The 25,830-nt window shown below is 62.1% G+C and carries 24 protein-coding genes and 1 pseudogene; 17 read left to right on the top strand and 8 right to left on the bottom strand.

The window, feature by feature from the left end; genetic code table 11:
• Positions 1-404: 404 nt before the first annotated feature.
• Positions 405-1,493 (top strand): annotated as a pseudogene (locus M5B96_RS32905) (cache domain-containing protein); the annotation flags it as partial.
• 90 nt (positions 1,494-1,583) lie between these two features.
• A complete protein-coding gene (locus M5B96_RS32900; RefSeq protein WP_412548664.1) occupies positions 1,584-2,351 on the top strand; it encodes a methyl-accepting chemotaxis protein in 768 nt (255 codons plus the stop codon).
• Positions 2,352-2,461: 110 nt separating this feature from the next.
• On the opposite strand, the gene M5B96_RS28815 is transcribed toward M5B96_RS32900, so the two are convergent.
• Positions 2,462-3,253, bottom strand: a complete 792-nt coding sequence (locus tag M5B96_RS28815) for an AraC family transcriptional regulator (RefSeq protein ID WP_248800321.1) — start codon at positions 3,251-3,253, stop codon at positions 2,462-2,464.
• A 219-nt stretch (positions 3,254-3,472) separates the two neighbouring features.
• On the opposite strand from M5B96_RS28815, the gene M5B96_RS28810 reads away from it, so the two are divergent.
• The 5 genes from M5B96_RS28810 (at position 3,473) to M5B96_RS28790 (ending at position 6,690) form a co-directional block, all read left to right on the top strand.
• Complete coding sequence (locus M5B96_RS28810; RefSeq protein WP_248800320.1) at positions 3,473-4,327, top strand: MaoC family dehydratase; 855 nt, start codon at positions 3,473-3,475, stop codon at positions 4,325-4,327.
• A gap of 119 nt (positions 4,328-4,446) precedes the next feature.
• On the top strand, positions 4,447-4,752 hold the full coding sequence (locus tag M5B96_RS28805; RefSeq protein ID WP_100944316.1) for a MazG-like family protein: 306 nt from the start codon (positions 4,447-4,449) through the stop codon (positions 4,750-4,752).
• Positions 4,749-5,498, top strand: coding sequence for a methyltransferase (locus M5B96_RS28800; RefSeq protein WP_248800319.1), 750 nt, complete (start codon positions 4,749-4,751; stop codon positions 5,496-5,498). The genes M5B96_RS28805 and M5B96_RS28800 overlap by 4 nt, the downstream gene beginning before the upstream one ends.
• A gap of 14 nt (positions 5,499-5,512) precedes the next feature.
• On the top strand, positions 5,513-6,109 hold the full coding sequence (locus M5B96_RS28795) for a DUF4136 domain-containing protein (protein WP_248800318.1): 597 nt from the start codon (positions 5,513-5,515) through the stop codon (positions 6,107-6,109).
• 20 nt (positions 6,110-6,129) lie between these two features.
• Positions 6,130-6,690: a DUF4136 domain-containing protein gene (locus tag M5B96_RS28790; protein ID WP_248800317.1), complete on the top strand. Its 561-nt coding sequence runs from the start codon at positions 6,130-6,132 to the stop codon at positions 6,688-6,690.
• 19 nt (positions 6,691-6,709) lie between these two features.
• On the opposite strand, the gene M5B96_RS28785 is transcribed toward M5B96_RS28790, so the two are convergent.
• Positions 6,710-7,909, bottom strand: coding sequence for a hypothetical protein (locus tag M5B96_RS28785; protein WP_248800316.1), 1,200 nt, complete (start codon positions 7,907-7,909; stop codon positions 6,710-6,712).
• A gap of 377 nt (positions 7,910-8,286) precedes the next feature.
• Here M5B96_RS28785 and M5B96_RS28780 point away from each other — a divergent pair, with 377 nt between their 5' ends.
• From M5B96_RS28780 to M5B96_RS28760, 5 genes are all read left to right on the top strand, one after another.
• Complete coding sequence (locus M5B96_RS28780; protein WP_248800315.1) at positions 8,287-8,703, top strand: response regulator; 417 nt, start codon at positions 8,287-8,289, stop codon at positions 8,701-8,703.
• Between the two features lie 90 nt (positions 8,704-8,793).
• Complete coding sequence (locus tag M5B96_RS28775) at positions 8,794-9,087, top strand: hypothetical protein (RefSeq protein ID WP_248800314.1); 294 nt, start codon at positions 8,794-8,796, stop codon at positions 9,085-9,087.
• Positions 9,088-9,120: 33 nt separating this feature from the next.
• The gene (locus tag M5B96_RS28770; protein WP_248800313.1) at positions 9,121-10,470 is read left to right on the top strand and encodes an MATE family efflux transporter; all 1,350 of its coding nucleotides are present in this window, start codon (positions 9,121-9,123) and stop codon (positions 10,468-10,470) included.
• A gap of 819 nt (positions 10,471-11,289) precedes the next feature.
• Entirely contained in the window at positions 11,290-12,114 is an 825-nt protein-coding gene (locus M5B96_RS28765) for a hypothetical protein (RefSeq protein ID WP_248800312.1), read from the top strand.
• A gap of 37 nt (positions 12,115-12,151) precedes the next feature.
• Positions 12,152-12,379 (top strand): hypothetical protein, encoded by a 228-nt coding sequence (locus M5B96_RS28760; protein ID WP_248800311.1) that lies wholly within the window; start codon positions 12,152-12,154, stop codon positions 12,377-12,379.
• 31 nt (positions 12,380-12,410) lie between these two features.
• Here the strand turns inward: M5B96_RS28760 and M5B96_RS28755 are convergent, their stop codons facing one another.
• The 6 genes from M5B96_RS28755 to M5B96_RS28730 form a co-directional block, all read right to left on the bottom strand.
• A complete protein-coding gene (locus M5B96_RS28755) occupies positions 12,411-13,199 on the bottom strand; it encodes a DUF4123 domain-containing protein (protein WP_248800310.1) in 789 nt (262 codons plus the stop codon).
• Positions 13,196-14,551, bottom strand: a complete 1,356-nt coding sequence (locus M5B96_RS28750) for a contractile injection system protein, VgrG/Pvc8 family (protein ID WP_248800309.1) — start codon at positions 14,549-14,551, stop codon at positions 13,196-13,198. Before M5B96_RS28750 ends, M5B96_RS28755 begins: the two co-directional genes overlap by 4 nt.
• Positions 14,552-14,798: 247 nt before the next feature.
• Positions 14,799-16,712: an arginine decarboxylase gene (gene speA / locus M5B96_RS28745; protein WP_248800308.1), complete on the bottom strand. Its 1,914-nt coding sequence runs from the start codon at positions 16,710-16,712 to the stop codon at positions 14,799-14,801.
• Between the two features lie 227 nt (positions 16,713-16,939).
• Positions 16,940-17,311, bottom strand: coding sequence for a translation initiation factor Sui1 (locus M5B96_RS28740; protein ID WP_248800307.1), 372 nt, complete (start codon positions 17,309-17,311; stop codon positions 16,940-16,942).
• Positions 17,312-17,517: 206 nt separating this feature from the next.
• Complete coding sequence (locus M5B96_RS28735) at positions 17,518-18,045, bottom strand: NUDIX hydrolase (protein WP_248800306.1); 528 nt, start codon at positions 18,043-18,045, stop codon at positions 17,518-17,520.
• Between the two features lie 3 nt (positions 18,046-18,048).
• A complete protein-coding gene (locus tag M5B96_RS28730) occupies positions 18,049-19,116 on the bottom strand; it encodes a DUF2333 family protein (RefSeq protein ID WP_248800305.1) in 1,068 nt (355 codons plus the stop codon).
• 305 nt (positions 19,117-19,421) lie between these two features.
• Here M5B96_RS28730 and M5B96_RS28725 point away from each other — a divergent pair, with 305 nt between their 5' ends.
• From M5B96_RS28725 to accC, 5 genes are all read left to right on the top strand, one after another.
• Positions 19,422-21,083, top strand: coding sequence for a response regulator (locus M5B96_RS28725; RefSeq protein WP_248800304.1), 1,662 nt, complete (start codon positions 19,422-19,424; stop codon positions 21,081-21,083).
• A gap of 54 nt (positions 21,084-21,137) precedes the next feature.
• The gene (locus M5B96_RS28720; protein WP_248800303.1) at positions 21,138-23,099 is read left to right on the top strand and encodes a methyl-accepting chemotaxis protein; all 1,962 of its coding nucleotides are present in this window, start codon (positions 21,138-21,140) and stop codon (positions 23,097-23,099) included.
• Between the two features lie 266 nt (positions 23,100-23,365).
• Positions 23,366-23,821, top strand: a complete 456-nt coding sequence (aroQ, locus tag M5B96_RS28715; RefSeq protein WP_191485832.1) for a type II 3-dehydroquinate dehydratase — start codon at positions 23,366-23,368, stop codon at positions 23,819-23,821.
• Positions 23,822-23,845: 24 nt separating this feature from the next.
• Positions 23,846-24,304 carry an acetyl-CoA carboxylase biotin carboxyl carrier protein gene (gene accB, locus M5B96_RS28710; RefSeq protein ID WP_248800302.1) on the top strand — a complete coding sequence of 153 codons (459 nt, stop codon included), beginning with the start codon at positions 23,846-23,848 and terminating at the stop codon, positions 24,302-24,304.
• A gap of 17 nt (positions 24,305-24,321) precedes the next feature.
• The gene (accC, locus tag M5B96_RS28705) at positions 24,322-25,680 is read left to right on the top strand and encodes an acetyl-CoA carboxylase biotin carboxylase subunit (RefSeq protein ID WP_248800301.1); all 1,359 of its coding nucleotides are present in this window, start codon (positions 24,322-24,324) and stop codon (positions 25,678-25,680) included.
• Positions 25,681-25,830: the final 150 nt, after the last annotated feature.

The following is a 25,830-nucleotide window of genomic DNA, read 5'->3' as shown; positions in this document are numbered from 1 at the left end:
CACTCGTTATACGGCAATCCTCTCACAGCGGGGAGAGGATGCCGACCTCGAATACTCTCCAATGCACTCAATGTGCCAGATTATTCCGACGAATCGACCAGGAAAAAGCTGCGCCTCAAGAGAATAGCCGAGGATTACCAAGCTACTGTTCACGCTGCACCTTCAGGTTTCCGATCACGGATGAAAGGCCGAGGCTCAGAAAAAATCAGAATATTCCCCTTGTTCCTCAACTTTTTTCCGCGCCAGCCGAAGCGCTTTAAAGACACAGGCGTATTTGTCGAACAATCAGGCACGCCACCAGCGAGACGGATTTTCAACACGACCACCCCCCTTTCACAGCTGCCCTAATACCGACCACACGTGATCAGCACGTATGGGATCTACAAGAAAAATCTGGAGCGCGGATGAACATCAAGCAGAAATTGACCTGGGCGTTTGCAATCGTCGCCTGCTTACCGGTGGTACTGGTTGCCACCCTGGTGGTATTGAACCTGCGCAGCGAAGCCCGCGGCAACTTTGTCGACGGCAGCGGCCGGGAGATCCGCCAGGTCAGCAACGCCATGCAGCTGTTCTTCGACGGCGTCAGCCAGAACGTCGAATACCTGACGAACCAGCCGCTGATAAAAAACTCCGACGGTGTGCTCAAGAGCTACCAGAGCGCCGATGCCGCGCAAATTGCCCTTAACGAGCAGGACAAGCAGATCTACGACCTGCTTGAGGGCATGAGACTGGCCCACCCGGCTTACTCCTACGTGTCCTACGGGGTTGGCAACGGTGGCTACGTCTCCACGCCGGCCGACCCGAAACTGGCCAACTACGACCCACGTGTGCGTCCCTGGTACAAGACCGCGATAGCCAATCCCGGCAAGACCCTGCGGACCTCCGCCTACTACTGGGCGGCCGACGACGCCGTCATGATCGGTACCGTGCGCACCGTGGACAACAAGCTGGGATCCCAAGGGGGGGTCATCGGTGTCGACGTGACCCTCAAGCAACTCACCGAAATCGTCAAGCAGATCAAGCTCGGTGAAAGCGGCTACCTGATGTTGATGGAGAACAGCGGCAACCTGCTGGTGGACCCCAAGCAGCCTGAGCACAACTTCAAGGCCCTGGGCAGTCTCGGTGGCGGTTACGCCGACCTGGCCAAAGCCGGCAAAGGCCTGGTGGAAGTCGACATCAACGGCGAGCACTACATGGCCAATGTCTGGCCATCGGAGCAGTTGGGCTGGACCTTTATCGGCCTGATCAAGCAGAGCGAAGTGATGGCCTCGGCCAACCAGCTGACCTGGCTGGTAGCAATCATCGCCGCCGTGCTCGCAGTGATCTTCGCCATCGTCGGCGCCAGTTTCGCCAGCCTGATCGTGCGGCCGATCCGCAGCGTGGCCAGCGGCCTGGAAGGCATCGCCCAGGGCGAAGGCGACCTGACCCAGAACCTGCAGATCCGTGGCAGCGACGAAACCGCGCAACTGGCGAACTGGTTCAACCAGTTCCTCGGCGCGATCCGCAGCCTGATCCAGCACATCGGCCTGTCGGCCAACAAGATTCTCGATTCGTCGCGTAATTCCACCCGGGTCTCCGGGGACATGGCCGACGCCGCCGGGCGCCAGCGCGAGGCGGTGGACATGGTGTCGACGGCCTTCCACGAGATGGTCGCCACCGCCAACGAGGTCGCCCGTTCCTGCAGCCAGGCCGCGGAATCGGCCGACAGCGGCCAGCGCCAGGCCCGCGAAGGCCAGCAGCAGATCGACGCGGCGGTCAGCAGCGTCGACCAGTTGAGCCAGGAGATCGAGCAGTCGGCCCAGTCGATGCAGCAACTGGAAAGCGACAGCAACAATATCCAGTCGATTCTCGGCACCATTCGTTCGATTGCCGAACAGACCAACCTGCTGGCGCTCAACGCCGCCATCGAGGCCGCCCGGGCCGGTGAACAGGGCCGTGGCTTCGCCGTGGTGGCCGACGAGGTGCGCGCCCTGGCCAAGCGCACCGCCGACTCCACGGCGGAGATCGACGGTCTGCTCGGTAACCTGGCCAAACGTACCAGCCAGGTCGCGCAACAGATGCATGCCAGCCTCGAGGTGTCGCAGGAATCGGTGAACCGTATCGGCCTGGCACGCACCAGTTTCGGGCAGATCCGCGAGTCGGTGGACGTGATCCGCGACATGAACACGCAGATCGCCACCGCGGCGGAAGAGCAGCACCATGTGGCTGAGGACATCAACCGGCATATCAGCCAGATCCATGGCGATGCGCAGTTGGTGGCGGAACTGGCAAACTCGGCGCGGCTCGATTCCCAGGGCCTGGCGGGGTTGTCCAACGAGCTCGATGCGTTGGTCAAGCGCTTCCGGACCTGAGACACGCAAGCATTGTCGGAGCGGTGCTTGCCCGCGAAGCTTTTAGCGCCCTCAAGGGCCTCTTCGCGGGCAAGCTCCGCTCCCGCATTAGTGCCGCGGTGTTTCGATATTCAGTGGCGGAACAGTTCCCCCGGTGTATAGCCAAACAAGCCCTTGAACGCGGCGATAAACGCTGACGTCGAATCATAACCACAGGACAGCGCGGCCCGGGTCACGCTGTCACCCGCCTCCAACGTCCCCAGCGACGAGAGCAATCGCGCACGCTGGCGCCAACCACGAAAACTCAATCCAGTCTCGCGCTGAAATAGCCGCATCAAGGTTTTTTCCGACATGCCCAGGCGCCCGGCCCATAGCCCCAGGGTCACCCCCAGTTCGGGGTTTTCAATCAGTTCGTTGCACAAGCCGAGCAACCGCGAGTGGCGCGGCAGCGGTAGCGAGAACCCCACCTCCGGCAACCCCGCCAACTGATCCAGCAACACCTGCACCAGGCGCCCTTCGCGACCACCGTCCTCGGGATAATCGGCCGGCAACAGGCAGAAACTCTTGATCAGTTCCCGAGCCAGCGGCGTCACCTCCAGCACCCGGCAGCGCGCCGGCGCCCACAGGCAATCCTCGCGACGCACATACAGGCTGCGCATTTCCGCACGCATCGAGGTGACCACCTCATGCTCCAGCCCATCCGGAATCCACACGCCCCATTGCGGCGGCGCGAAGAAACTGCCCTCGGCGGTGTGCACCCCCAGCACCCCGCTGATGGCGTAGGAAAACTGCACCCAATCATGCCGATGACGTGGCGTCCACGAGCCGGCGTTCAGGCTCTCGGCGCGGGCGTACAGCGGGCGCGGCAGGGATGTCAGCGTCGGAATCTGACGTTGGGGACCACGTTGTCCGTTGGTCGGCATGGAGAGACCTTATGTCGCAAGACGGCTTTCAGGCTGCGACCTTAGGCCAAGCCATGGTTTCTGACAATGCCGACAGGGCGATCCGCGCTCGACAGTGGCTCGCGCCTGTCACCACGGCAACACAACGCAAAGAATCAGCCCCACAACTAAAGAGATATAGCCTATAAAGCTGAAAGTCTTTTCCTACAAACAAAGCAAGCATCCATTGAGAGCCCACGCATGCCCGTGAACTGGCAATACCTGACCGCCGCGCCGAGCTTGCCCGCGCTTTACCTGCGCGCCGCGACACGACGCATCATCGCGGGCCAAGAATTGCCAGATCGAGGGCTACGCAGCTGGGTGACCGTCGATGAACGGCGCCTGGCCGCCTATCGCCGGGTCTGCGGTTTTGCCGAGGGCAGCCCGATGCCGGCGACCTATCCCCATGTGTTGGCCCTGCCCCTGCAACTGCAATTGCTGACAGCCAAGGAGTTTCCCTTTCCGCTGCCGGGCCTGGTTCACCTGAACAACCGTATCCGTCTGCTACGCCCCCTCGGCGGCATGCACAATCTGCGGATCGGCGTGCGGGTGCGCAACCTGCAGCCGCATGTCCAGGGCGCGACCTTCGATCTGCTCACCGAGATCGACGATGCCCTCGGCCCGCTTTGGGAAGCCGAAAGCCGGCTACTCTGCCGGGGCGTCACCCTGGACGCCAAGCCGGCGAAGAAAAAAAAGGCCGCGCCCCTGCCCCTGACCGAGCTGACGCACTGGCAGGTTCCAGTCGATATCGGTCGGCGCTACGCCAGGGTGTCCGGTGACTACAACCCGATCCACCTGACGGCCCTGAGCGCCCGCCTGTTCGGTTTCCCCCGGCCCATCGCCCATGGTTTGTGGAACAAGGCCCGTATCCTCGCGGCCCTGCACGAGCACCTGCCGAGCGCGAATATCGAGATCGAAGTGGCGTTCAGAAGACCGGTGCGCCTGCCCGGTGAAGTCGGCCTGTGGAGCAGTGCGCCAGGCTCCAACGGCGCGTTCAAATTGTCCGGGGCCAAGGGCCTGGAGCATCTGAGCGGACGCTGGCAGCCGATTGCCTGACACAGCGCCTACCCGCCCTGACGAATATTTCATCGGCTCCAGGTGTTATCCCTACAGCAAGGCCCTTGCTTCCCGTTCTCATCCACCGGAAGCTAGACGCCTTGAAGGAGAACACCCGCATGAACCTCGATGAACTGACCCAACGCCTGCACGGCATCCGCGATCGCAACGACTGGAAAACTTTCCACAGCCCGAAAAACCTGGCCATGGCCGCCAGCGTGGAGATGGCCGAACTGGTGGAGATTTTCCAATGGCTCAGCGAGGATCAATCGCGCCAGTTACCGCCGGAAAAACTCGCCCATGCCGGGCAGGAGGTCGGCGACATCGTCCTCTACCTGCTCCTGCTGTGCAGCGAACTGGGGCTGGACATGAACGAGGTGGTCCGCGCCAAGCTGGCCGACAGCGAACGGCGCTTCGCCCAATGAGCGACCGTCATTTCGACCAGCTGGCCACCCGCTTCGCCGAGAAGATCTACGGTGGGGCCAAGGGTGCGATCCGCCTCGCCGTGCTCCAGGCCGACCTGGCCGAGAGCTTGCCGCAGCGCCCGTTGCGGGTGCTGGATATCGGCGCGGGCCTCGGTCATATGTCATTGTGGCTGGCCGAGCGCGGTCATCAGGTGACCCTCGCCGAACCCGCCGAACCGATGCTCGCGGGCGCGCGCCAGCGCTTTGCCGAAGCCGGACAACCCGCGACCTTCATCCAGGCACCATGGCAGGAGCTGCTCGGCCAACTCACCGAACCCTATGACCTGGTGCTCTGCCACGCGGTGCTCGAATGGCTGGCCGAACCCCATGCGATCCTGCCGGTGCTGCACCAGTTGTGCACACCGGATGGCTGGCTGTCCCTGGCCTTCTACAATCGCGATGCACTGATCTATCGCAACTTGCTCAAGGGCCATTTCCGCAAGATGCGCAAGAACGACATGGCCGGCGAAAAGCACAGCCTGACCCCGCAACAACCCCTTGATCCACGGGAGCTGGCGGCGCAACTTGAAGGTCTGTGGCGGGTCGAAACCCAGAGTGGCGTGCGGGTTTTCCACGATTACATGCCGGTTGAATTCCAGGCCCGCGCCGCCCTGGCGGACCTGCTGGAAATGGAACTGGCCCACCGTCGCCACCCCGGCTTTGCCGGGCTGGGACGTTACCTGCACTGGATCTGCCGTCCGGTCTGAATACGGAGGATGCAATGAGTCGCCGTTTTTGTCTGCTCGCGCTGTGCCTGGGTGTGACTGCCTGCCAGAGCAACAACCCCTACACCGCCAGCTCCATGCCCCTGCCGCCCGCCCCGGCGCAGGTCGCGCATGCCCCGGACCTCAGCGCCTACCCGGCGCCGCCACGGGACTACGCGCGCTACCGCACCTGGGCCTGGAGCAACGACCGGCTGCCCGCCGGCACCACTTGGGCCGATCCGGCGCAACTGGCCGAAGTGGTGGGCAACGCCCTCGAACAGCAGGGCTTGCGCCCACGCCGCGACACGGCGCCGCCGGACCTGCGGGTCAGCGCCGAACTGCATGTGGAAAAACGCCTGCGCCAGGTCCAGGAAGACTACGGTTACGCCGGCGGTCCCTATGGCAACCGTTATGGCATGTACCCCAGCGCCCCGATCGTGCGCACCTATGAGGTGCAAGTGCTGGTGGTGCGTATCAGCCTGTTCGACGCGGGCTCCGGCCAACCGGTCTGGAGCGCCAGCGCCGAGACCGGCACCCAGGGCGATCAGCTCGAACGCGCGGATGCCTTGCGCGACGCAGTGAGCAAAGCCCTGGCCAGTTATCCACCCAGCTAGACAACTCCCGGAGAAAAATCATGGTCCGCCGTCTCGCTTCAGTGGCTTTTGCCGTGCTGCTCAGTGCTTGCGAAACCACCCGGGTCAACCACGACTTCGACGCCAGCCGCGATTTCGCCGCTTACCGTAGCTGGAGCTGGAAAGAGCCGGCGTTGCAGTACCGACCGGACGATCCGCGGATCAAGAGCGACCTGACCGAGCAGCGGATTCGCCAGGCGGTCGGCGAACAGCTGGACCAGCGTGGCTTACGCCCGGCCATGGCCGGCGGCAAGGCCGATGTGAAGGTCCAGGCGTACCTGATCGTCGATAACCGCCAGCAGCAGGTCAGCACCAGCTACGGCGGCGGTTGGGGTGGCCCTTGGCAGGGCGGTTTCTGGGGCGGCCCGGGATACACCGAAACCCGCAGCGTCGACTATCAGGTCGCGACGATCCAGGTCGACCTGCTCGATGGCAAGGACGGCAAGCTGGTCTGGCGCGGCAGTGCCGAGCAGACGGTCAACGACGGCTCGACACCGGCTGAACGCAGCGCGGCGATCAACCAGGCCGTGGCCAAGTTGATGAGCGCGTATCCGCCGAAGTAGTCGCAGCGGACATGGCGACCTACTTCTGACTCTCGATATCACTGATATCAAGCATGAAGCCAATCATCCGCAGGCTGTCGCCGACACCCAGCACCTGTCCCTGAAGGCGATACCACTGTGGGGGCTGGAATGCATCCTCAGCATGACGGCGCACGATTTGCAGCAGCGCCTTGCCCTGCTGCAAATCGTGCATGCGGCTGGAAAGTTCCTCGCGATCGGAGGCATGGAACAGCCTCAACCAAGCCTGCAGCGATAACATCCCGTACGATGCCTCCACCCCCAGCTCCCGGGCCAATTGCGGAGCCAGTTGCAACTGGTCAATGGCCGGCGTCCATTCCCACCAACCGGTGCCCAACAAGCCTTGCAACACCTCCAGGCGCTCCAGTTGATGATGGTGCGCCTGCTGCCGCAGGCGGGCCAACAACGGCGCGGCCAAAGCCGCCGCCAGTTGCAGCCAGTCACGGTCCTCCAACCGCGCCGCCCGTTGTTGCGCCGGGTAAAAACCGCCGAGCAACCAGGCCGCCACCCCATGGTCGTCGCAAAAAGGAATGAGCAAGCCATCGGCATCGCCCATCACCCCTTGCAGGCGCATATGCTCACTGAGACCTTGTTGTGCGCTAAAGTACAGCGGCACCATGCCGTTTAGGCTGTCCAGGCCACGACCCAGGACTTGACCGGTCTGCCACAGGGCCGGAGCGTCGTGGGCCCGATACTCGCTGTGCACCATCCACTGCTGCTGATGTTCGTCCAGCAGCGCCAGGGCGACACAGGGAATCCGCCAGTGTCGGGACAGCCCCTGCAACTGCTCGTTCAGCACCTGGGGTAAGCGCGCCAGGCTGCACAAGCGCAATTGTTCGCTCATTTGCCCGGCGAAATACTGCAACTGCTCACGTAGCGACGAGCGCAGATTGTGTTCGAGCAGGTCGCCGATATCCACGGCCTGCAGCCACCAGCCCGTATTGCCGGGCTGGACCCAGGCCCGGGTATGCAGGACTTGCCCGGCCGGGCCGATGAAATCCAGGTCCAGGCCCTGCCCGAGCCAATCCGCCGGCACGCCCTCGACACACAGACGGCTGGAGAGCAGCAGCAAGTCGCGCAACTCGCATACTGCATCCCGCGGCGCCAGGTCATGGCGCAAGGGACCGTCGACATTCAATACCCGACCGTCATCGTCGAGCCGGATCTGCAAGCCGAACACCGGGGCGGACAGATCGTGCACAGGCTCGGGCGCCGACTCGCGGCTCCGTCTCAGCAGGAGACCGAGGAGTTTGTCTCCCGCGCTCAAAATTGCCGACCCAAGGTAACGATGATCGTCAGCACGCACACAAGGTCGAACTCAACGGCTGCGGCATCCTTGGTTTTTCTAGGGAGGCTGGGGTTCATGACAACGTCTACCCTGACAACTGCACATTGCTATCAGCATAGAATCATTCGCCGGAAAGGGTGTTTTTTAGCCGATGCATAGCCTGGCTCTATTGGCTTGGTTGGTACGCTCTGCGATCCAGAATCCGGGCCATCCACACCGGGTCGTCGCTGACCTCATCCGAGCAAAGAGGCGCTACACTAAGGAGCGAACTCAGTGACAGGAATGGTCCAATGAACGCCTCTTCCCCCCCACGCCAACAGCTCCTTCTAGTGGACGACGAAGAGGACGCGCTGCTGGAACTGGCCGAGCTGCTGGAGGGCGAAGGCTTTAGCTGCTTCACCGCCACCTCCGTCAAGCTCGCGCTCTCGCACCTCACGCAGCACCCGGATATCGCCCTGGTGATCACCGACCTGCGCATGCCGGAAGAAAGCGGCATGTCACTGATCAAGCGTCTGCGTGAACACACTACGCGTCAGCACCTGCCGGTGATCGTCACCTCCGGCCACGCCGACATGGACGATGTCAGCGATATGCTGCGGCTGCAGGTCCTCGACCTGTTCCGTAAACCCATCTATCACGTGCGCCTGCTGGAGACCCTCAACAACCTGTTTCCACAGCCCCGGATGCATCTGGCCAACCCCTCCTGATGCGCTGTCTGGACAACCTTCGGGGAGGCCTGTAAAACCTGCTCCCTGCGAGTGCGGCGCGTCAGTCGACTTATTCATCAGGGGTAGCTAATGCAGGTAGAAAGTTTTTTTGAATGGCTGGGCCAGGCACTCGGCTCGGTGATCCGCTTTATCATCGATTGCCTCAGCGGCTTCTTCAACGCCCTGACCCATGCCGGCGGCAACTTTATCGACGGTTTCGCCCGCGCCCTGGGCATGAGCCCCTCGTTCTTCAGCATCCTGATCCTGATCTTCGGCCTGATGCTGCTCTACTCCGCGGTGCGCGCCTTCATGCGCGCCTCGATCTTTCTTGGCATCCTCTGGCTGGTGCTCGGGCTCTGGTTGTTGAGCTGGGTCATCCACTAGTCGCTACACTGCCCGCTCTTGCGAGGAGCCCGCATGTCCTCCCTGATCGCCGACTGGCGAGACCGCCCGACTCACCGCCGGGTCTGGGCGCTCGCCGCGCCCATGATCCTGTCGAATATTTCCGTGCCGCTGGTGGCGCTGGTCGACAGCAGCGTGATCGGCCACCTGCCCCATGCCCATCAGCTCGGCGCGGTGGCGGTCGGGGCCAGCCTGTATATCTTTCTCGCCTGGGCCATGGGCTTCCTGCGCATGGGCTCCACCGGTTTCGCTGCCCAGGCCGCCGGGCGCGGCGACGGCGCGGCGTTGCGCCAGGTGCTGGTCCAGGGGCTGCTGCTGAGCCTGCTGCTGGCGCTGTTCCTGGGGAGCATCGCGGTGCCGTTCAGCCAACTGGCGCTGACCTTCATGCAACCCTCGCCCGAGTTGCACGCGCTGACCCTGGACTTCTTCCACATCCGGCTGTTCGGGCTGCCGGCGGCGCTGGCCAGCTATGCCCTGGTCGGCTGGTTCCTCGGGACCCAGAACGCCCGCGCGCCGCTGGCCATCCTGCTGAGCACCAACCTGGTGAATATCGCCCTGAACCTGTGGTTCGTCCTCGGACTGGACTGGGGCGTGGTCGGTTCGGCCCGGGCCTCGGTGATCGCCGAATGGACCGGCGCCCTGCTCGGCCTGAGCCTGACCGGCAAGGCCCTGCGCGCCTACCCCGGGCACATCGCCTGGGCGGCGCTCAAGCTTTGGCGCAACTGGCGCCCGTTGTTGACGGTGAACCGCGATATCTTCATTCGCAGCATGGCGCTGCAATCGGTGTTTTTCCTGATCACCGTCCAGGGCGCGCGCCTGGGCGACGCCACTGTCGCGGCCAACGCCCTGCTGCTCAATGGCCTGTTGCTCACCGCCCACGCCCTGGACGGACTGGCCCATGCCGTGGAGGCGCTCTGTGGCCATGCCATCGGTGCCCGCGATCGCGACACCTTGCGGCGTGCCCTGGTGGTGGCGGCGGGTTGGTCGCTGTTGGCGAGTCTCGGCTTCGGCTTGCTGTTCCTGCTCGGCGGCCACCTGTTCGTCAGCCTGCAGACCGACATCCCCAACGTGCGCGACCTCGCCTTCGGCTACCTGCCTTACCTGGCGCTGTTACCGCTGATCGCGGTCTGGAGCTACCTGCTCGACGGCTTGTTCATCGGTGCCACCCGCGCCCGGGAAATGCGCGACAGCATGCTGCTCAGCGTACTGTTCAGCCTGCCCTGCGCCTGGTGGCTGAGCCGCTATGGCAATCACGGCCTGTGGATAAGTTTCCTGCTGTTCATGGCCCTGCGCAGCCTGATCCTGGGGCTCTACGCCCTGAAACTGCGGAGCAACGACGGCTGGTTCGGCGGCGCCTCCAACTGAGTCAAGTTCATCGCAACAAACACCGTGACGAGCGGAAAATGAACCCTGTTGCCGATCAAGCTGAACCAAAGCTGAACGGGGCTGAAGTTATCAATTCAGGATTGAAGGAAATGGGACGCATTCCTGGCTTGAGAGGCGGCTTTACGGGTCCGCAGGATAGAAAACCATCAGTCAATTGTAAGGAGGACGTTACCTGGCGATCGCGTTGAAAAATAGCTGCCGCCACTGAAAGTATTGATGCGCCGAGCCAACAGGGCCGAGTCGAAGTACAAACTCGCACTTTAATATTTATTTACTGATACAAACCAGCTCAGTTGAAATAGTTCCCCGTGTACGCCCATCAACAAGCGTGGGCAAGCCAAAGCCCGCTTTTTCCGGAGAGTAATAGGTGCTAGCCTTTAATGGCTTTTTGATATTCGATTCAAATCGGTATCAACTTCAAGTTTTTGGAAAGCCCGAATTTTAGCGAAAACCTCTTTTGCCTGTATTCGCCCGCTCAAGATGGATTCGTCGTGCCGGTCATAGCACGATGAACTTCCCTCTGTCGTGAGTGCTATTGAGTTGATATGCCTGATTGTAACGCAAGGAGCAGCGTTTCGCCTGAGACGCTACAACCCACAGGAAGTGAAGACCGTGACATTGCCTCACTCGTTGTCATCGCCCGACTCTCGGTGTCGCCGTCAGTGCCGAGAGTTTCAGGCACCTGTCGGGACTGTCCCGAGCACCTGCAACAAAACTTATGAACATGCTGGCCCGTCACGGCCTTGATGGCCGCTTGCGGCCGGTTGAGTATTGTAGTTTTTAACTTGAGGGAACAAATTGAAAATCAATCAGATAGCATTTTTTGTAGCCACTGCGGTATTGTGCACCACGGCATTGGCTGGAACAGATGATATAAAAACCTCGAATAACCAGTTTGAGGTCCAGGCCATTTCCACGAAAGTCGATTATCAGGAAACCGCCGATGGAAGAGGCGGTAGCTTTTCCGGAAAATATTATACGGAAAAAGGCTATATCCCCGGTTTTGCATTATCGATTTCCTTGATGAAGGACGTGTGGCTGGGCAACGACTTCCTTCAACTTCAGTATAGTAAAAGCGACGGAAACACCGATTATAAGGGCGTACTCAGGCCAACTCGAGTTTATGGCACTGCGACTGGACAGGTTGGCGCTACCGTTTCCGACTACAGTCTGCGTTGGGGAAAAGGTTTTGCGCTTGACGGGGCGTTCATGATCACCCCTTACGGCGAACTTGGTCGTCATGAGCAGCAGATCAAATCCAGTTCTGACGCAACTTTTACCCATAACTGGTATGGAGCAGGCACGCTCGTTCAATACTCGCCTTTTCCCCATTTGGTGTTTACCGCCAATGCCTTGGTTGGGCGCACGTTCGCGGCAGACTTTGATCAAAGTGGTCCCTATGGATATTCTGGTGCGCTCGGAAATTCCAATCTGTATAAGGCCGGCTTGGCCACAGATTATGCATTCACGAAAAATTTCCATGGCAACGTGGGCATCGATTACACATCCTTTAAATATGGCAGCACTGCGACGCACGGAACTTCGGGCGGAACACTGGCATGGATGCCAGAGAGCCGGACTGACGATACAACTTTCAAGATTGGGATCGGCTACGCTTTTTAAGTAGCGCGCCGAATGGTTCAAGCACTAGGACAACCATATGAAAGAAGAGGCAACCAAGTTTTTGCAAACGACCGCCAAGGCTCGAAAAGTTTTGCTGATTTTGTCGATCATATGGTTCACAGCCGTTCGGCACCATCAGGACATCTACCCGGAGGCCCAGATCAGTCAGTTGCAGGAGGTCTTGATTTCACTCGCGCTACCCGTAGTGATCATCATCCTGGCTTGCATCTGGTATCGAGTTTTCAAGTACAAACCTGAGAAATGACCGGGGCTGAATCAAGTAGTGCTGCTGACGCTCAATCGTGGCCTGCACTCCAGATCCGGCGCAGGCTTTCCAGACGCTCGACAGGAGAGTCCCCCGACGAGTCCGGCGGAATCGGCGCAGCCGGATACGCTGCGCGCAGATGCAGCCAGCCATCGAGCAGGCCGTAGTCACGAAAGCCCTGGGTGATGCCCTCCTGCACATGGCACCAGGTCCGGTCGTATTCATGCCCGCTGCAGCGGCTCCACTGGTAGGCGTGGCGCTCCAGCAGGCAGGTTTGCAGCCGGCGCTGCTGGCGGCTGCTCAGGACCGGCGGCGTGGCGAGGGCGGGAACCTCGAGCCCGGGGTTGAACAACTGCTGCCAACCGACACTGCCAATGGCCTTGTCCGCCCAGGTCCCGCCATGCCAGTACAGGCAGTGGATGGGGCCGAGCCAACCACTCAGTTCGTGGGGATCCGACGAATCGAAAAAATAGCTCGCGGTCTGCGGGTTGTAATAACTGAGCAAGCCCCGATGCTGGTCGTCGAAACCCACCACCAATATCTGCCGCAGGTGGGCCAGCAACGCCCGCACCGGTGCCCGGCTATGCAGGAACAGGCCCGGCCAGAGACTCGGGTTGGCCTGGATGAGGCGGTTCAACGGACAATCCCCGGCCAGTTGCAACAGCCGTGGAGCCACTTCACCCTGGCCCTGAAACGGCGTGCCTTCGAACAGGTTGTAAGCCAGGTAGGACGCATAACGCTCCTTCAACACCTCAATCGCCGCCGGCGCTCCAAGCACATCCAGTAACAGCCACTGGCTGCATTCATCCGTCGTCTTCATGACAGGCCCCTTCCCGGCAATGCCCCCCGGCAGGCGCAATCCTGCGCCACGCAATAACGTTCGCTGCCGCCCATGGGTTGCCCACACAGCAACACCAGCGGATAACCACCGTGCAGTGACTCGAGCATCGGGTCACGGCGCGCACGTTGCGTACTGCCGGGCGGCGGCCCCGACCACCGGACATCGCCACGCATGACAATGCGCGGCGCCTGCGGATCGCCGTCCTGAAAGCGCACCCACACCGCCATCCCCACCGTCAGCGCCGAACCGTTTCCCTCGGCCTCCCGTTGCAACGAGCCGGCCAACGGCAGCCAGCAAGGAGCCTGTGGTGAAGCGCCGCCTTGGGAAAAGGCATCAATACGTACCGCCACCCGCCCTTCTGCATCACGAAAGCGCCCCTGCTCATCGGCGTCGACCACCTGCGCCCGGAACAGCCCGGATAACACAGGGCAGGGGCAGCGTCTTCGGGAACGAAACGCCACCTCCCAGGAAGTCGCCGCGAAGGCATTGCCATAGCGCACCTGCGGCCCGGCGTCGGCGGACTCGCCAGGCAGGCTGGCGCCACGGTGGCGAAGCCGGGTGACCAGCCACAAACGGTTCCAGGCCGCGCAAGGGTGGCCGGAAACGGGCAGATACGTGCCGCAGGCCAAACCGGGCAGATCGCTTTCGCCCTCGGCCACCTGAGTCCCACAACCGGCCCGCCGGCGGCGGCTATCGGCCAGCGTGACGCAAAGATCGAGCACGCCCGGACCTGTCTCATCGGCGAAGCGCGCTCGATGAGCCCGTCGAAATGCCCCCTGGTGATCGGCAAAGACCAGCAAGTGCATGTCCCGGCTGTGCTGGAAGTGGAAATGGATACCCTCCTGCGCGCAGAGCCGCCGCACAAAGGCCAGGCTCGACTCCTCGTACTGCACGCAATACGCACGTCGGGCATAGTGGCCCTTGAGCGAGAAACGCACGGCATCGTCGCCCAGGCCATGTTCCTCGAGCACCCGGGCAATGATCGCCGGGACCGAGCAGTGCTGGAACAGGCGTCGGCCCACGCGCTGCGCCAGACACACCAGGCGCGGTCCCAGGGACAGGCGGCAGTGGCCCCGCGCCAGCCCCTGGAGCGTCAGGTTGACGCCCTGTATCTGCGCGTGGAACCCGCCGTTCCCAGTCCCCAGCGCCAGGTAGCAACTGCGGTACATCAACCCGCCCAGGTCCAGTTCGCCTTCCTCGTCGAGGACATCCAGCTCAAAGGCAAACAACTCGTCGATCGCTTCCTCACCGGTAAAGGCGCTGACAATCAGGGGATGGGACAAGCCCGCTACATCCAGCCGAAAAAACGGCTCGTTGACTGGATCGAACATTGGCTTTCCTCACACGTGGGACCAGCCAAGGATTCTCGCCGAGAGACAAGGCCGAGTAGAGGGCTGAAGTAGTGTTAGAGAAAAGGCCTACGCAAAACACGGAACAGGGGAAGCCATCATCTTGACTTCAGAGCATAAAAAAACCACCTCTGAGGGTGGTTTCTTTCACAAACAGACATCGCCTACAAGCTCACAGGAAAAGACCAGCTTAAAACAAGGCCATTTCCCAGGAACTATTGGCGTCGCCTTATGAGGACAGGTACGAGGAGCGGGTCAGCCCCAGACGCAGGGCGTCCAGATACTGGGTACGTTCTTTCACGCTGATATTCGCACTGGCGACTTTGTCGCGGTAGTGGGTCATCAGTTCCTCCGGCGACAAGTGCACATAACGCAGCATGTCCTCGATGGTGTCATGGGTTTCGATACCGGCGTGGTACACGCTGCCATCCGGGTTCTGGTAGATGTTCACCGAATCGGTGTCACCGAACAGGTTGTGCATGTCACCGAGAATTTCCTGGTAGGCGCCCACCAGGAAGATCCCCAGCAGGTAGTCCTCGCCGTCGTTCAGGGCGTGCACCGGCAGGCTGGTTTCGATGCTCTGCTCGTCGACGTACTGCTTGATCTTGCCGTCGGAGTCACAGGTCAGGTCTTGCAGCACGGCACGGCGCAGCGGCTCTTCGTCGAGACGGTGCAGCGGCAGGATCGGCAGGACCTGGCCGATGGCCCAGGTGTCCGGCAGGCTCTGGAATACCGAGAAGTTGCAGATGTACTTGTCGGCCAGCTTGTCGTTGAGTTCGTCGAGCACCTGGCGGTGCGAACGCTGGCGGGCCTTCAACGAGTTGTGCAGGCGCCGGCAGACCGCGAAATAGCACTGCTCGGCCAGGGCTTTCTCGGCCAGGGTCAGCTTGCCGTCGGCGTACTGGGTGGCGATATCGCTCATGTAGTGCGTGGCGCGCCAGTAGGTTTCGGTGACCATCTCGATATCGGTCGGCCCCAGCAACTCCACCAGCCACTGCACGGTTTCCGGCAGGTTCTCGGGGTTATCGATGTGCGGCACGTCGTCGTTGTGTTTCTCGACGTCGGTCACCTGCACCACCAGCATGGCGTGGTGGGCGGTCAGCGAACGACCGCTCTCGGAAAAGATGTTCGGATGCGGCAGGTTCTGCGCATCGCAGAATTCCTTGAGCATGCCGACCACGACACCGGCGTAGTCGTCCATGTCGTAGTTGATCGAGCTGGCGTTGCGCGAATGGGTACCGTCGTAGTCCACGCCCAGGCCGCCGCCGACGTCGATGTGGTCCACCGGCAGGCCGAGGTTGCGCAGTTCGCCGTAATAGCGGATCGCTTCCTTGAAACCATACTGGTAGTCCGCCAGGTTGGCGATCTGCGACCCCATGTGGAAGTGCAGCAAGCGAATGCCCTGGTCCAGGCCGGCGTCGCGGAAGCGCTCGACCACCGACAGCAACTGCGCCGCCGAGAGACCGAACTTGGACTTCTCGCCACCGGTATCGGCCCACTTGCTCGAGGCCAGGGACGACAGACGCACCCGCAGGCCGATCCGCGGCTTGACCTTGAGGGCCGCCGCCTCCTCGATCACCAGTTCGACCTCGGATTCTTTCTCGATCACGATAAACACCGTGTGACCGAGCTTCTGGCCCATCAGCGCGAGGCGAATGAACTCACGATCCTTGTAGCCGTTGCAGACAATGGTGCCGCCCTTCGGCGCCAGCGCCAGCACCGCCAGCAGCTCCGGCTTGGAACCGGCTTCCAGGCCGATGGAGACGTTCTGGGTGGCGATGATGTTCTCGATCACCGCTTCCTGCTGGTTGACCTTGATCGGGTACAGCGCGGTGTACTTGCTCTGGTATTCCAGGCGTTCGATGTTGGCGTCAAAGGCCCCGGTCAACTGGCGGACACGGTCCTGCAGGATATCCGGGAAGCGCACCAGCAACGGCAAGGACAAACCACTCTTGCGCAGTTCGTCGACCTGCTCGAAGAGATCGATGGGCGAACTGCTCGGACCGTTCGGACGAACCTCGACGCGACCGGCGTCATTGATCGCGAAATACCCGGCCCCCCAATGGCGAATCCCATAAACACTGCGGCTGTCCGCAACTGTCCATTGGCTGCCATCGTCTTTGCGTGTGCGTCGTACGGACATCGAAGTCCCCTATAAAGAAGTCAAATAGCGCCACCTGGGTCCAGGCTGCGCGCAGTCTAAAGAATGAAAATGACGATTCGCCTGCATACAGGAGGTTCAGACCCTGAATCCAGCACCGAGTTTAGAGGCTGTTCGGGAACAGCCTCTGTGAAAACCATGGGGACGACAGCCCGACCTCGTTCAGCCGGGCCGGCGGGTCAACTTCACAGTGGTTTTCACAGAGGCTGCTAGCCGCCGGACTTCTTCGCCTTGAAACCGTGTTTTTCCAGCTCGGCCAGCAGCAACTCGACATGATCGCCCTGGATCTCGATCACGCCGTCCTTCAAGGCGCCACCGGTCCCACAGCGTTTCTTCAACGCGGTCGCCAGGTCCTTGAGGGCGTCTTCGGCCAATGGCACGCCAGTGATAGTAGTCACCGTCTTGCCGCCACGGCCCTTGCTTTCGCGGCGCACACGAGCAATGCCGTCACCGGCTGGGAGCACACTTTGTTTGCAGATACAGGCAGCCACCGGCTGGCTACAGTCCGGACAATGTCGACCTGCGTCGGTGGAAAACACCAGGCCACCGAGGGCGGCGAAGGATGCGGCTTTTTTGGCCACCGGCAATCCTCTTGGGAGGACTAAAGACTGGTCACACCCCCGGGAGGGGCCTGCGACCGCGAAGCCCCACTCAGGCAGGGGCAGCGCAACTGCGGCGGGCAATGCCGCCACAGCTTTTGAAAGTCGCGCAGTGTAACGGCAAAAAGCCCCCGGCCCAATAGCCAATCGGCGCCAATTCATGAAGCTTTTGCGACGTCGGCACGGTGTTATTGCAGATAACGTTTCAAGGCCGCCAGGGAGTCCGGGCAATAGGGCTTTGCAAGGGTTTCCGCCAGGGCCTGCGCGACCGGTACAAAGCGCGCCTCAAGCACCTCTTCCGGCTGCAAGCGCAGCGGTCCGTCCCAAACCGCGCTGAACACCGCGCACCAGAGGCGATTGCCCGGCTGGTCGAAGAAAAAGTGCTCATGCTCGGTCAGCGGCACGCCACTGACCCCCAGCTCCTCTTCCAGTTCGCGCGCGGCGGACTCGGCATAACTTTCATCGGCCTGGACCATGCCGCCAGCGGCCACATCCCAATAACCCGGGTAGATGGCCTTGCTCAAGGTGCGCCGATGCACGCACAGCTCGCCGGCGGAGTTGAACAGCAGGATATAGGTGCCGCGCCCGATCAGCCCGCGCTCGCGCAACTCGGCTCGGGCCAGGGCCCCGAGCAGTTGGTCATCGGCGTCGACCCAGGCGATCTGTTCGGCGTCGGAGGCGGCACGGTGCCGGGCCTCCCGCAAGGCCTTATCCATGGCTCAACCCTGGTTCAGCAGTTGGCGCAAATCGATCACCGCCGCGTTAGCCCGGGAAATATAGTTGGCCATCACCAGCGAGTGGTTCGCCAAAATGCCGAAGCCGCTGCCATTGAGGATCATCGGACTCCAGACCGGTTGCTGGGAGGCTTCCAGTTCGCGAATGATCTGACGCACGCTGACCGTGGCGTTCTTCTTCGCCAGGACGTCGGCGAAGTCGACCTCGACGGCCCGCAGCAGGTGCGACAGAGCCCAGGCCTGGCCGCGCGCCTCATAGAACACATTGTCGATCTGCAACCACGGGGTCTCGACGATTTCCTCGTCAACCTGCGGCACCTGCCCCGGGATCACGCTTTCGGTTTTCAGCGCGGTGTTGAGCTTGACCCGCCCGACACTGGCCGACAGGCGCTGGGACAACGAGCCGAGACGGGTGGCGACATCGCCGAGCCAGTTGTTCAGGTTGTCGGCCCGGGCATAGAACAGCGCGTTGTTCTGGTTCGGGTCGGACAAGCGGGCCTGGTAACGGCTCAGGGAGTTGATCCCTTCCTGGTACTCCGACTCGCTGGACGGCAGCATCCAGCTCTTGTTGTCGAAGTTGAAGCGCGGTTCGGCCTTGGCCAGGTCGGCATCTTCAGCCGATTGCGACTGGGAACGCGCGAAGTCCTTGCGCAGGGCACGGGTCAGATCGCGGACCTGGACCAGCACGCCGTATTCCCAACTGGGGATATTGTCCAGCCAGACACCTGGCGGAAAGCGGTCGTTGGACAGGTAGCCACCGGGCTTGTTGAGCAAGGTGCCAGCCACGCTCTTGAGGGTTTCCACGGTGGTGTAGCCCACCACCATCTTGCGGCCTTCCTTCTCGGCGGCCAGTTGGGCGTTCTGCTGCACTGGAAACAACGCCGGTTCCTGGCTCCAGTACCAACCGATGAGGATCGTGGCCAGCAGGTACAAGCCCAGCAGGGTCGCCAAAGCGCGACTGAACAGCATCCCGCGCAAGTAACCACGGGTCGCCGACTTGGCTTCGGCGGCACGCTCCGGCGCGCTGTCTTCGCGGTTTTTCCAGTCCAGCATGGCTCTATCCTTTTCCTGAATTCATCGGTTCGACCACAACCCTGCTCCATCGTGCCTTTCCCGGCATTGCGCAAGGTCAAGGGCACGGCAGCGTTGCCATCCGTGCGAGCACTATAAATCAAGCCCCGGCGGGACGCCTCCTCGATACGACCTCTGCGCTTCTGTTGCAGGAAGCAAAACCGCGAAACCCATGGGTCATCAAATGAATCAGGTTAATTGACGGATGACACCGCCATAGACGAAAAGAGCTGCTAGCATAGAGCCATTAGTCGACCCCAGCCGTTCCCCTAACTAGTAGTCAGGATATGACCGAGCCAGAAGACCCCAGCCGCGAGCGCCTCAAGCAGCACTTTGCCCAGCGGGTCATTCATCAGGCCCGGCAGATCCTCGAGATCTGGCAACGCCTGCAGCGCAGCGAATGGTCGAGTGCCGACATGTCAGAGCTGAGCGAAGCCAACCTGCGCCTGCTGCGCTTCGCCGAGCGCTTCGAACAACCCGAACATACCCAGTTGGCCCGCCATATCAGCCACTCCCTGGAAGAGGTGAGCGCCAACCGCGGGCGTCTGAGCAGCCGCCTGATCACCGAACTCAATCGCCTGATGCAGCGCCTGTCGCGCACCGGCCTGCGCCACGCCGACCAGCTCGAACACACCTTCCTGCCGCCGCTGCGCAAGCCGGTCTACGTGATGCTGCAAGACCACGACCGCGCCGAGCGCCTGGCCAAGCAACTGGAATTCTTCGGCCTCACGGCCCAGTCGCTGGAAAGTGTCGCGGCGTTCCGTTCGTCAATGGCCGAGCGCTTGCCTTCGGCCATCGTCATGGACGTCGACTTCAGTGGCGCCGGCATGGGCCTGCACCTGGCCGCCGAAGCGCAGCTGGGCCTGGAACACAAGTTGCCGCTGTTGTTCTTCAGTCTCCATGAAACCGACACCCCGACCCGCCTGGCCGCCGTGCGCGCCGGCGGCCAGGAGTTCCTCACCGGGACCCTGGAAGCTTCCAGCCTGCTGGAAAAAATCGAAATCCTCACCTGCGTCGCCCAATACGATCCGTACAAGGTGCTGATCATCGACGACTCGCGGGCCCAGGCGCTGCACGCCGAACGCCTGCTCAACAGCGCCGGGATCGTCACCCGGACCCTGATTGATCCGATCCAGGCCATGGCCGAACTGGCGGACTTCCAGCCCGACCTGATCATCCTCGACATGTACATGCCGGCCTGCACCGGCACGGAACTGGCCAAGGTGATCCGCCACAACGACCGTTATGTCAGCGTGCCGATCATCTACCTGTCGGCCGAAGACGACCTGGACAAGCAGCTCGATGCCATGAGCGAAGGCGGCGACGACTTCCTGACCAAACCGATCAAGCCGCGCCACCTGATCACCACCGTGCGCAACCGCGCCGCCCGCGCCCGCAACCTCAAGGCACGGATGGTCCGCGACAGCCTCACCGGCCTGTACAACCACACCCATATCCTGCAACTGCTCGAAGACTGCAGTTTCCGCGCGCGCCGCGAGTGCAAGCCGCTGAGCTTCGCGATGCTCGATATCGATCACTTCAAGCGGGTCAACGACAGCCACGGCCACCCCATGGGCGACCGGGTGATCAAGAGCCTGGCGCTGTTTCTCAAGCAACGCCTGCGCAAGACCGACTTTATCGGCCGTTATGGCGGCGAAGAATTCGCCATCGTCATGCCTGACACCGACATTGAGTCGGCCGTTAAAGTACTGGATGAAATTCGCCAGCGCTTCGCGGAAATCCACTACCCCGCGCAACCCCAGGACCTCTGGTGCACCTTCAGCGCCGGGGTGGTCGAATTGCAAGCCGATTCCGACGGCCTGATGATGGCGACCCAGGCCGACGAAGCGCTCTACCGCGCCAAACATGCCGGACGCAACCGCGTGCAAGCGGCAAGGCAAAGTGCCAGCTTTTCATCGGATTCCACCGACTCGGTCATGACACTGTAACAAAACAGCAATAACTTCAGGCACTTACCACTTTTGTCGTGGATAGAATCCTGAATGCGCCTGAAGCTGCTGACCAATCTCAACACCCTGTTGCTCGTCGCCGTATGCCTGGCGCTCGGAGCCACGCTCTGGTGGTCGCAACAGGCGCTGGAGCGCCCCTACCAACTGATGGAGCGTTACCTCAGCCTGTCGCAGCAGTTCCAGAACCAGGCGGCGCGCAATATCGAAGACTACCTGGGTAGCGGCGACGCCCTGCGCCTGAGCAGTGCGAGCCAGGCCATCGAGCAGCTGGAAAAGCAGCTCGGCGCCCTGCCGCCGGACATGACCGCCAGCCTGCGCCCGAGCCTCGCCGCCCTCAACGACTTCAGCAAGACCGAGTTGCTTGCCGCCGGCAAACTGGCTGGCGACCCGCAAGCCCTGTTGCTCCAGGCCGAACGCGAGCTGGGCGGGAACCTCGATCAACTGAGCCAATACGCGACCCAAACCAAGGCGCCGGAAGCGGCGGCCTACCTGCCCCTGCTGCTGACGGCTTCCTCACACCTGGCCAGGTTGAGCCTGGCGCGGGACAAGCTGGTCAGCAGCGGGCGCAGCGAACTGGCCGCCGACGTCGAGCGCGAACTGGCGAGCATCCGCGGCCAGGCCGAACAACTGGAAGCCCTGCCCCTGCTCGGCGTAACCGCCAGCAGCGAATCCAACAGCGACGATTTCAGTGCCATGATGGGCCTGGAGAACACGGAAAAAGCCGTGGCCCAGGACACCGGCGTCGACCTCAAGCGCGAACTGCACGGCCTGCTGAGCCGCTACCCGGCGGAGCTGAGCCGCACCCGCGAGCAGATCCAGAAGCGCTCGGACCTGGCGACGGCGACCCACCTCAAGATCAACGCCGTGCAACAGGCGATCGCCGCGCTGGAGCCGGTGGTCCGTGCCCAGCATGGCAAGATCCAGGGCGACGTGCGACTGATACAGGGCTTAATGATCGGCCTGATCCTGCTGATCGCCCTGTTGATCGATACCCTGCAGCGCAAGCTGTCACGGGTCCTGAGCAACCTCGCGCCGGCACTCTCGACCTGGGCCGAAGGCGATTTCAGCCGGGATATCCAACTGGGCAAGACCAACCGCGAACTGCACGATATCGAAGCCTCGCTGAACCGCCTGCGCGCCTATCTGGTGGACCTGGTGGGCACCATCCGGCAGAACGCCGAGGAAGTCGCCGGCAGCAGCCGTGCCCTGGCCGACCTCAGCGGCGGCCTGCACAGCGGCGCCGAGCGCCAGGCCGGCGATACCGCGCAGATCCGCGACGCCCTCGGTGAATTGGAAGCCACCATCCAGCAAGTCGCAGGCGACGCCAGCCAGGCCGCCGATGCCAGCCGCAGCGCCGGCAGCGCGGTCGAACACGGCCAGCAGGTCATCGGCCTGAGCCTGACCGGTTTGCACGCGCTGGTGGGCGAAGTCCAGGGTAACGCGCAGATGATCGAGAAACTCGCCGAGGAATCGGCCACCATCGGTGGCGTGCTGACGGTGATCCGCTCGATTGCCGACCAGACCAACCTGCTGGCGCTCAATGCCGCCATCGAAGCCGCCCGCGCCGGGGAAATGGGCCGTGGCTTCGCCGTGGTCGCCGAAGAAGTACGCAGCCTGGCGCAACGCACCGCCGGGGCCACGGGCGAGATCCAGACCCTGATCGCCGGCCTGCAAAGCGCGGCGCGGCAGTCAGTGGAAGGCATGCGCGCGCAAGTCGAACATGCCGAAGCCACGGCCAGCCAGGCCCAGGCGGCGGACGGCGCGCTGGACAAGATTGTCGGCGCAATCCAGACCATCGCCGAGACTGCGGTGCGCATCGCCGATGTCACCGCCCAACAAAGCGGTGCGGTCAGTGAAATTCGCGATCACAGCGAGCGTATCCACCAACTCGGTGGCGACAACCTGCTGCGCATCGGCGAAGGCCGCAGCCAGGGCGAACACCTGCTGGTGCTGGGCGGGCAGTTGCGTACCGCCGTGCAGGCCTTCCGCGTCTGACAGCCCCCGAACCCCGCCCTGCAGCCCCGTCCCGCGTCCGCAACAGCAGCAAAATCGCCCTTGCGAACAGGCATCGGTGACAGCGCCGCGGCGAACTTCGTCGAACCGGCCGCCGCGACGAATGACTGGATCCGAGAAATCAGTCATAAATTTCGCGCGAACATCGGACATCGTGCTGGCTATTGCAGGTAACTGGACAGTCGCCAAAGCTTTCCGGCATAGTCGGCCCGCACCGACAACTGCACGTGAATAACAAGGAACAACCGATGGCGACCCTACTGGTCCTGCACGGACCCAACCTGAACCTGCTCGGCACCCGCGAGCCGGGTGTCTACGGCGCGGTGACGCTGCTCGAGATCAACCAGGACCTGGAGCGCCGGGCCCGCGAGGCCGGGCACCATCTGCTGTACCTGCAAAGCAACGCCGAGTACGAACTGATCGAGCGGATCCACGCCGCCCGTGGCGAAGGCGTGGACTTCATACTGATCAATCCAGCGGCTTTTACGCATACAAGTGTCGCATTACGTGACGCGCTGCTGGCGGTGAGCATCCCATTCATCGAAGTGCATTTGTCGAACGTGCACAAACGCGAACCTTTCCGCCATCACTCCTACTTTTCAGATGTCGCTGTGGGAGTGATCTGCGGCCTTGGCGCCAGCGGTTATCGACTGGCCCTGGAGGCCGCCCTGGAACAGCTTGAATCACAGGCTAAACACCCCTGACCGACCCTTGGGAGTTGACGATTAATGGATATCCGTAAAGTTAAGAAACTGATCGAATTGCTGGAAGAATCCGGTATCGACGAGCTCGAGATCAAGGAAGGCGAAGAGTCCGTACGCATCAGCCGCCACAGCAAGACCCCGGCGCAGCAGTACTACGCTCCGGCACCGATGCCCGCGCCGGTTGCCGCCGCTCCGGCAGCCGCCCCCGTGGCAGCCGCCCCGGTCGCCGCCGCGGCCCCGGCATTGAACGGCACCGTAGCCCGTTCGCCGATGGTCGGTACCTTCTATCGCAAGGCTTCGCCTGCTTCCCCATCTTTCGTCGAAGTCGGCCAGAGCGTGAAGAAAGGCGACATCCTGTGCATCGTCGAAGCCATGAAGATGATGAACCACATCGAAGCTGAAAGCAGCGGTGTGATCGAGTCCATCCTCGTCGAAGACGGCCAGCCGGTTGAGTACGACCAACCGCTGTTCACCATCGTTTGAAGCGCGGAGAGACAACGATGTCGAAACCTGCGAAGTTGGAAAAAGTCCTGATCGCCAACCGCGGTGAAATTGCACTGCGGATCCTGCGCGCGTGCAAGGAACTGGGGATCAAGACCGTCGCCGTTTACTCCAAGGCCGACAAGGAGCTGATGCACCTGGGCCTGGCGGACGAATCCGTGTGCATCGGCCCGGCGCCTGCCGCCCAGTCCTACCTGCACATCCCGGCCATCATCGCGGCGGCGGAAGTCACCGGTGCCACGGCGATCCACCCGGGCTACGGCTTCCTCGCGGAAAACGCCGACTTCGCCGAACAGGTCGAGAAATCCGGTTTCGCCTTCATCGGCCCGCAAGCCGACACCATTCGCCTGATGGGCGACAAGGTTTCGGCCAAGGACGCCATGATCAAGGCCGGTGTACCGACCGTTCCCGGTTCCGACGGCCCGCTGCCGGAAGACGAGGAAGAAGCGCTGCGCATCGGCCGTGAAGTCGGCTACCCGGTGATCATCAAGGCCGCCGGTGGCGGTGGTGGTCGCGGCATGCGCGTGGTGCACAAGGAAGAAGACCTGATCTCCTCGGCCAAACTGACCCGCACCGAAGCCGGCGCGGCGTTCGGCAACCCGATGGTGTACCTGGAAAAATTCCTCACCAACCCGCGTCACGTGGAAGTCCAGGTGCTGTCCGACGGCCAGGGCCACGCCATTCACCTGGGTGACCGCGACTGCTCGCTGCAGCGCCGCCACCAGAAGGTACTGGAAGAAGCACCGGCCCCGGGCATCGATGAAAAAGCCCGCCAGGAAGTCTTCGCCCGCTGCGTCAAGGCGTGCATCGACATCAACTACCGTGGCGCCGGCACCTTCGAGTTCCTCTACGAGAACGGCAACTTCTACTTCATCGAGATGAACACTCGCGTGCAAGTGGAACACCCGGTATCGGAAATGGTCACCGGCATCGACATCGTCAAGGAGATGCTCAGCATCGCCGCTGGCAACCCGCTTTCCTACACCCAGGAGGACGTGGTGATCCGCGGTCACTCCCTGGAGTGCCGGATCAACGCCGAGGACCCGAAGAAGTTCATTCCGAGCCCGGGCACCGTCAAGCACTTCCACGCCCCGGGCGGCAACGGCGTTCGCGTCGATTCGCACCTGTACAGTGGTTATGCGGTACCGCCGAACTATGACTCGTTGATCGGCAAGCTGATCACCTACGGCAAGGACCGAGACGAAGCCCTGGCGCGCATGCGCAACGCCCTGGACGAAATCGTGGTGGACGGGATCAAGACCAATATCCCGCTGCACCGCGACCTGGTTCGCGACGAAGGCTTCTGCAAGGGTGGTGTGAACATCCACTACCTGGAGCACAAGCTCGCGAACCAGTGAGTGCGTGATCCGATCGACAAGGCCGCTTAATTGCGGCCTTGTTGTTTTTGCTCCCTTTGTGGGAGCAGAGCTTGCTCGCGAAGGAGCTCTCAAGATCGCCAAAAGCTTCGCGGGCAAGCTCCGCTCCCACCAAGCCACGCGCCTACAGGG

The organism is Pseudomonas sp. MWU13-2105 (assembly GCF_023242315.1).
In the GTDB taxonomy this organism is placed as follows: Bacteria; Pseudomonadota; Gammaproteobacteria; order Pseudomonadales; family Pseudomonadaceae; genus Aquipseudomonas.
This window is presented reverse-complemented; position numbering and strand designations above follow the sequence as displayed.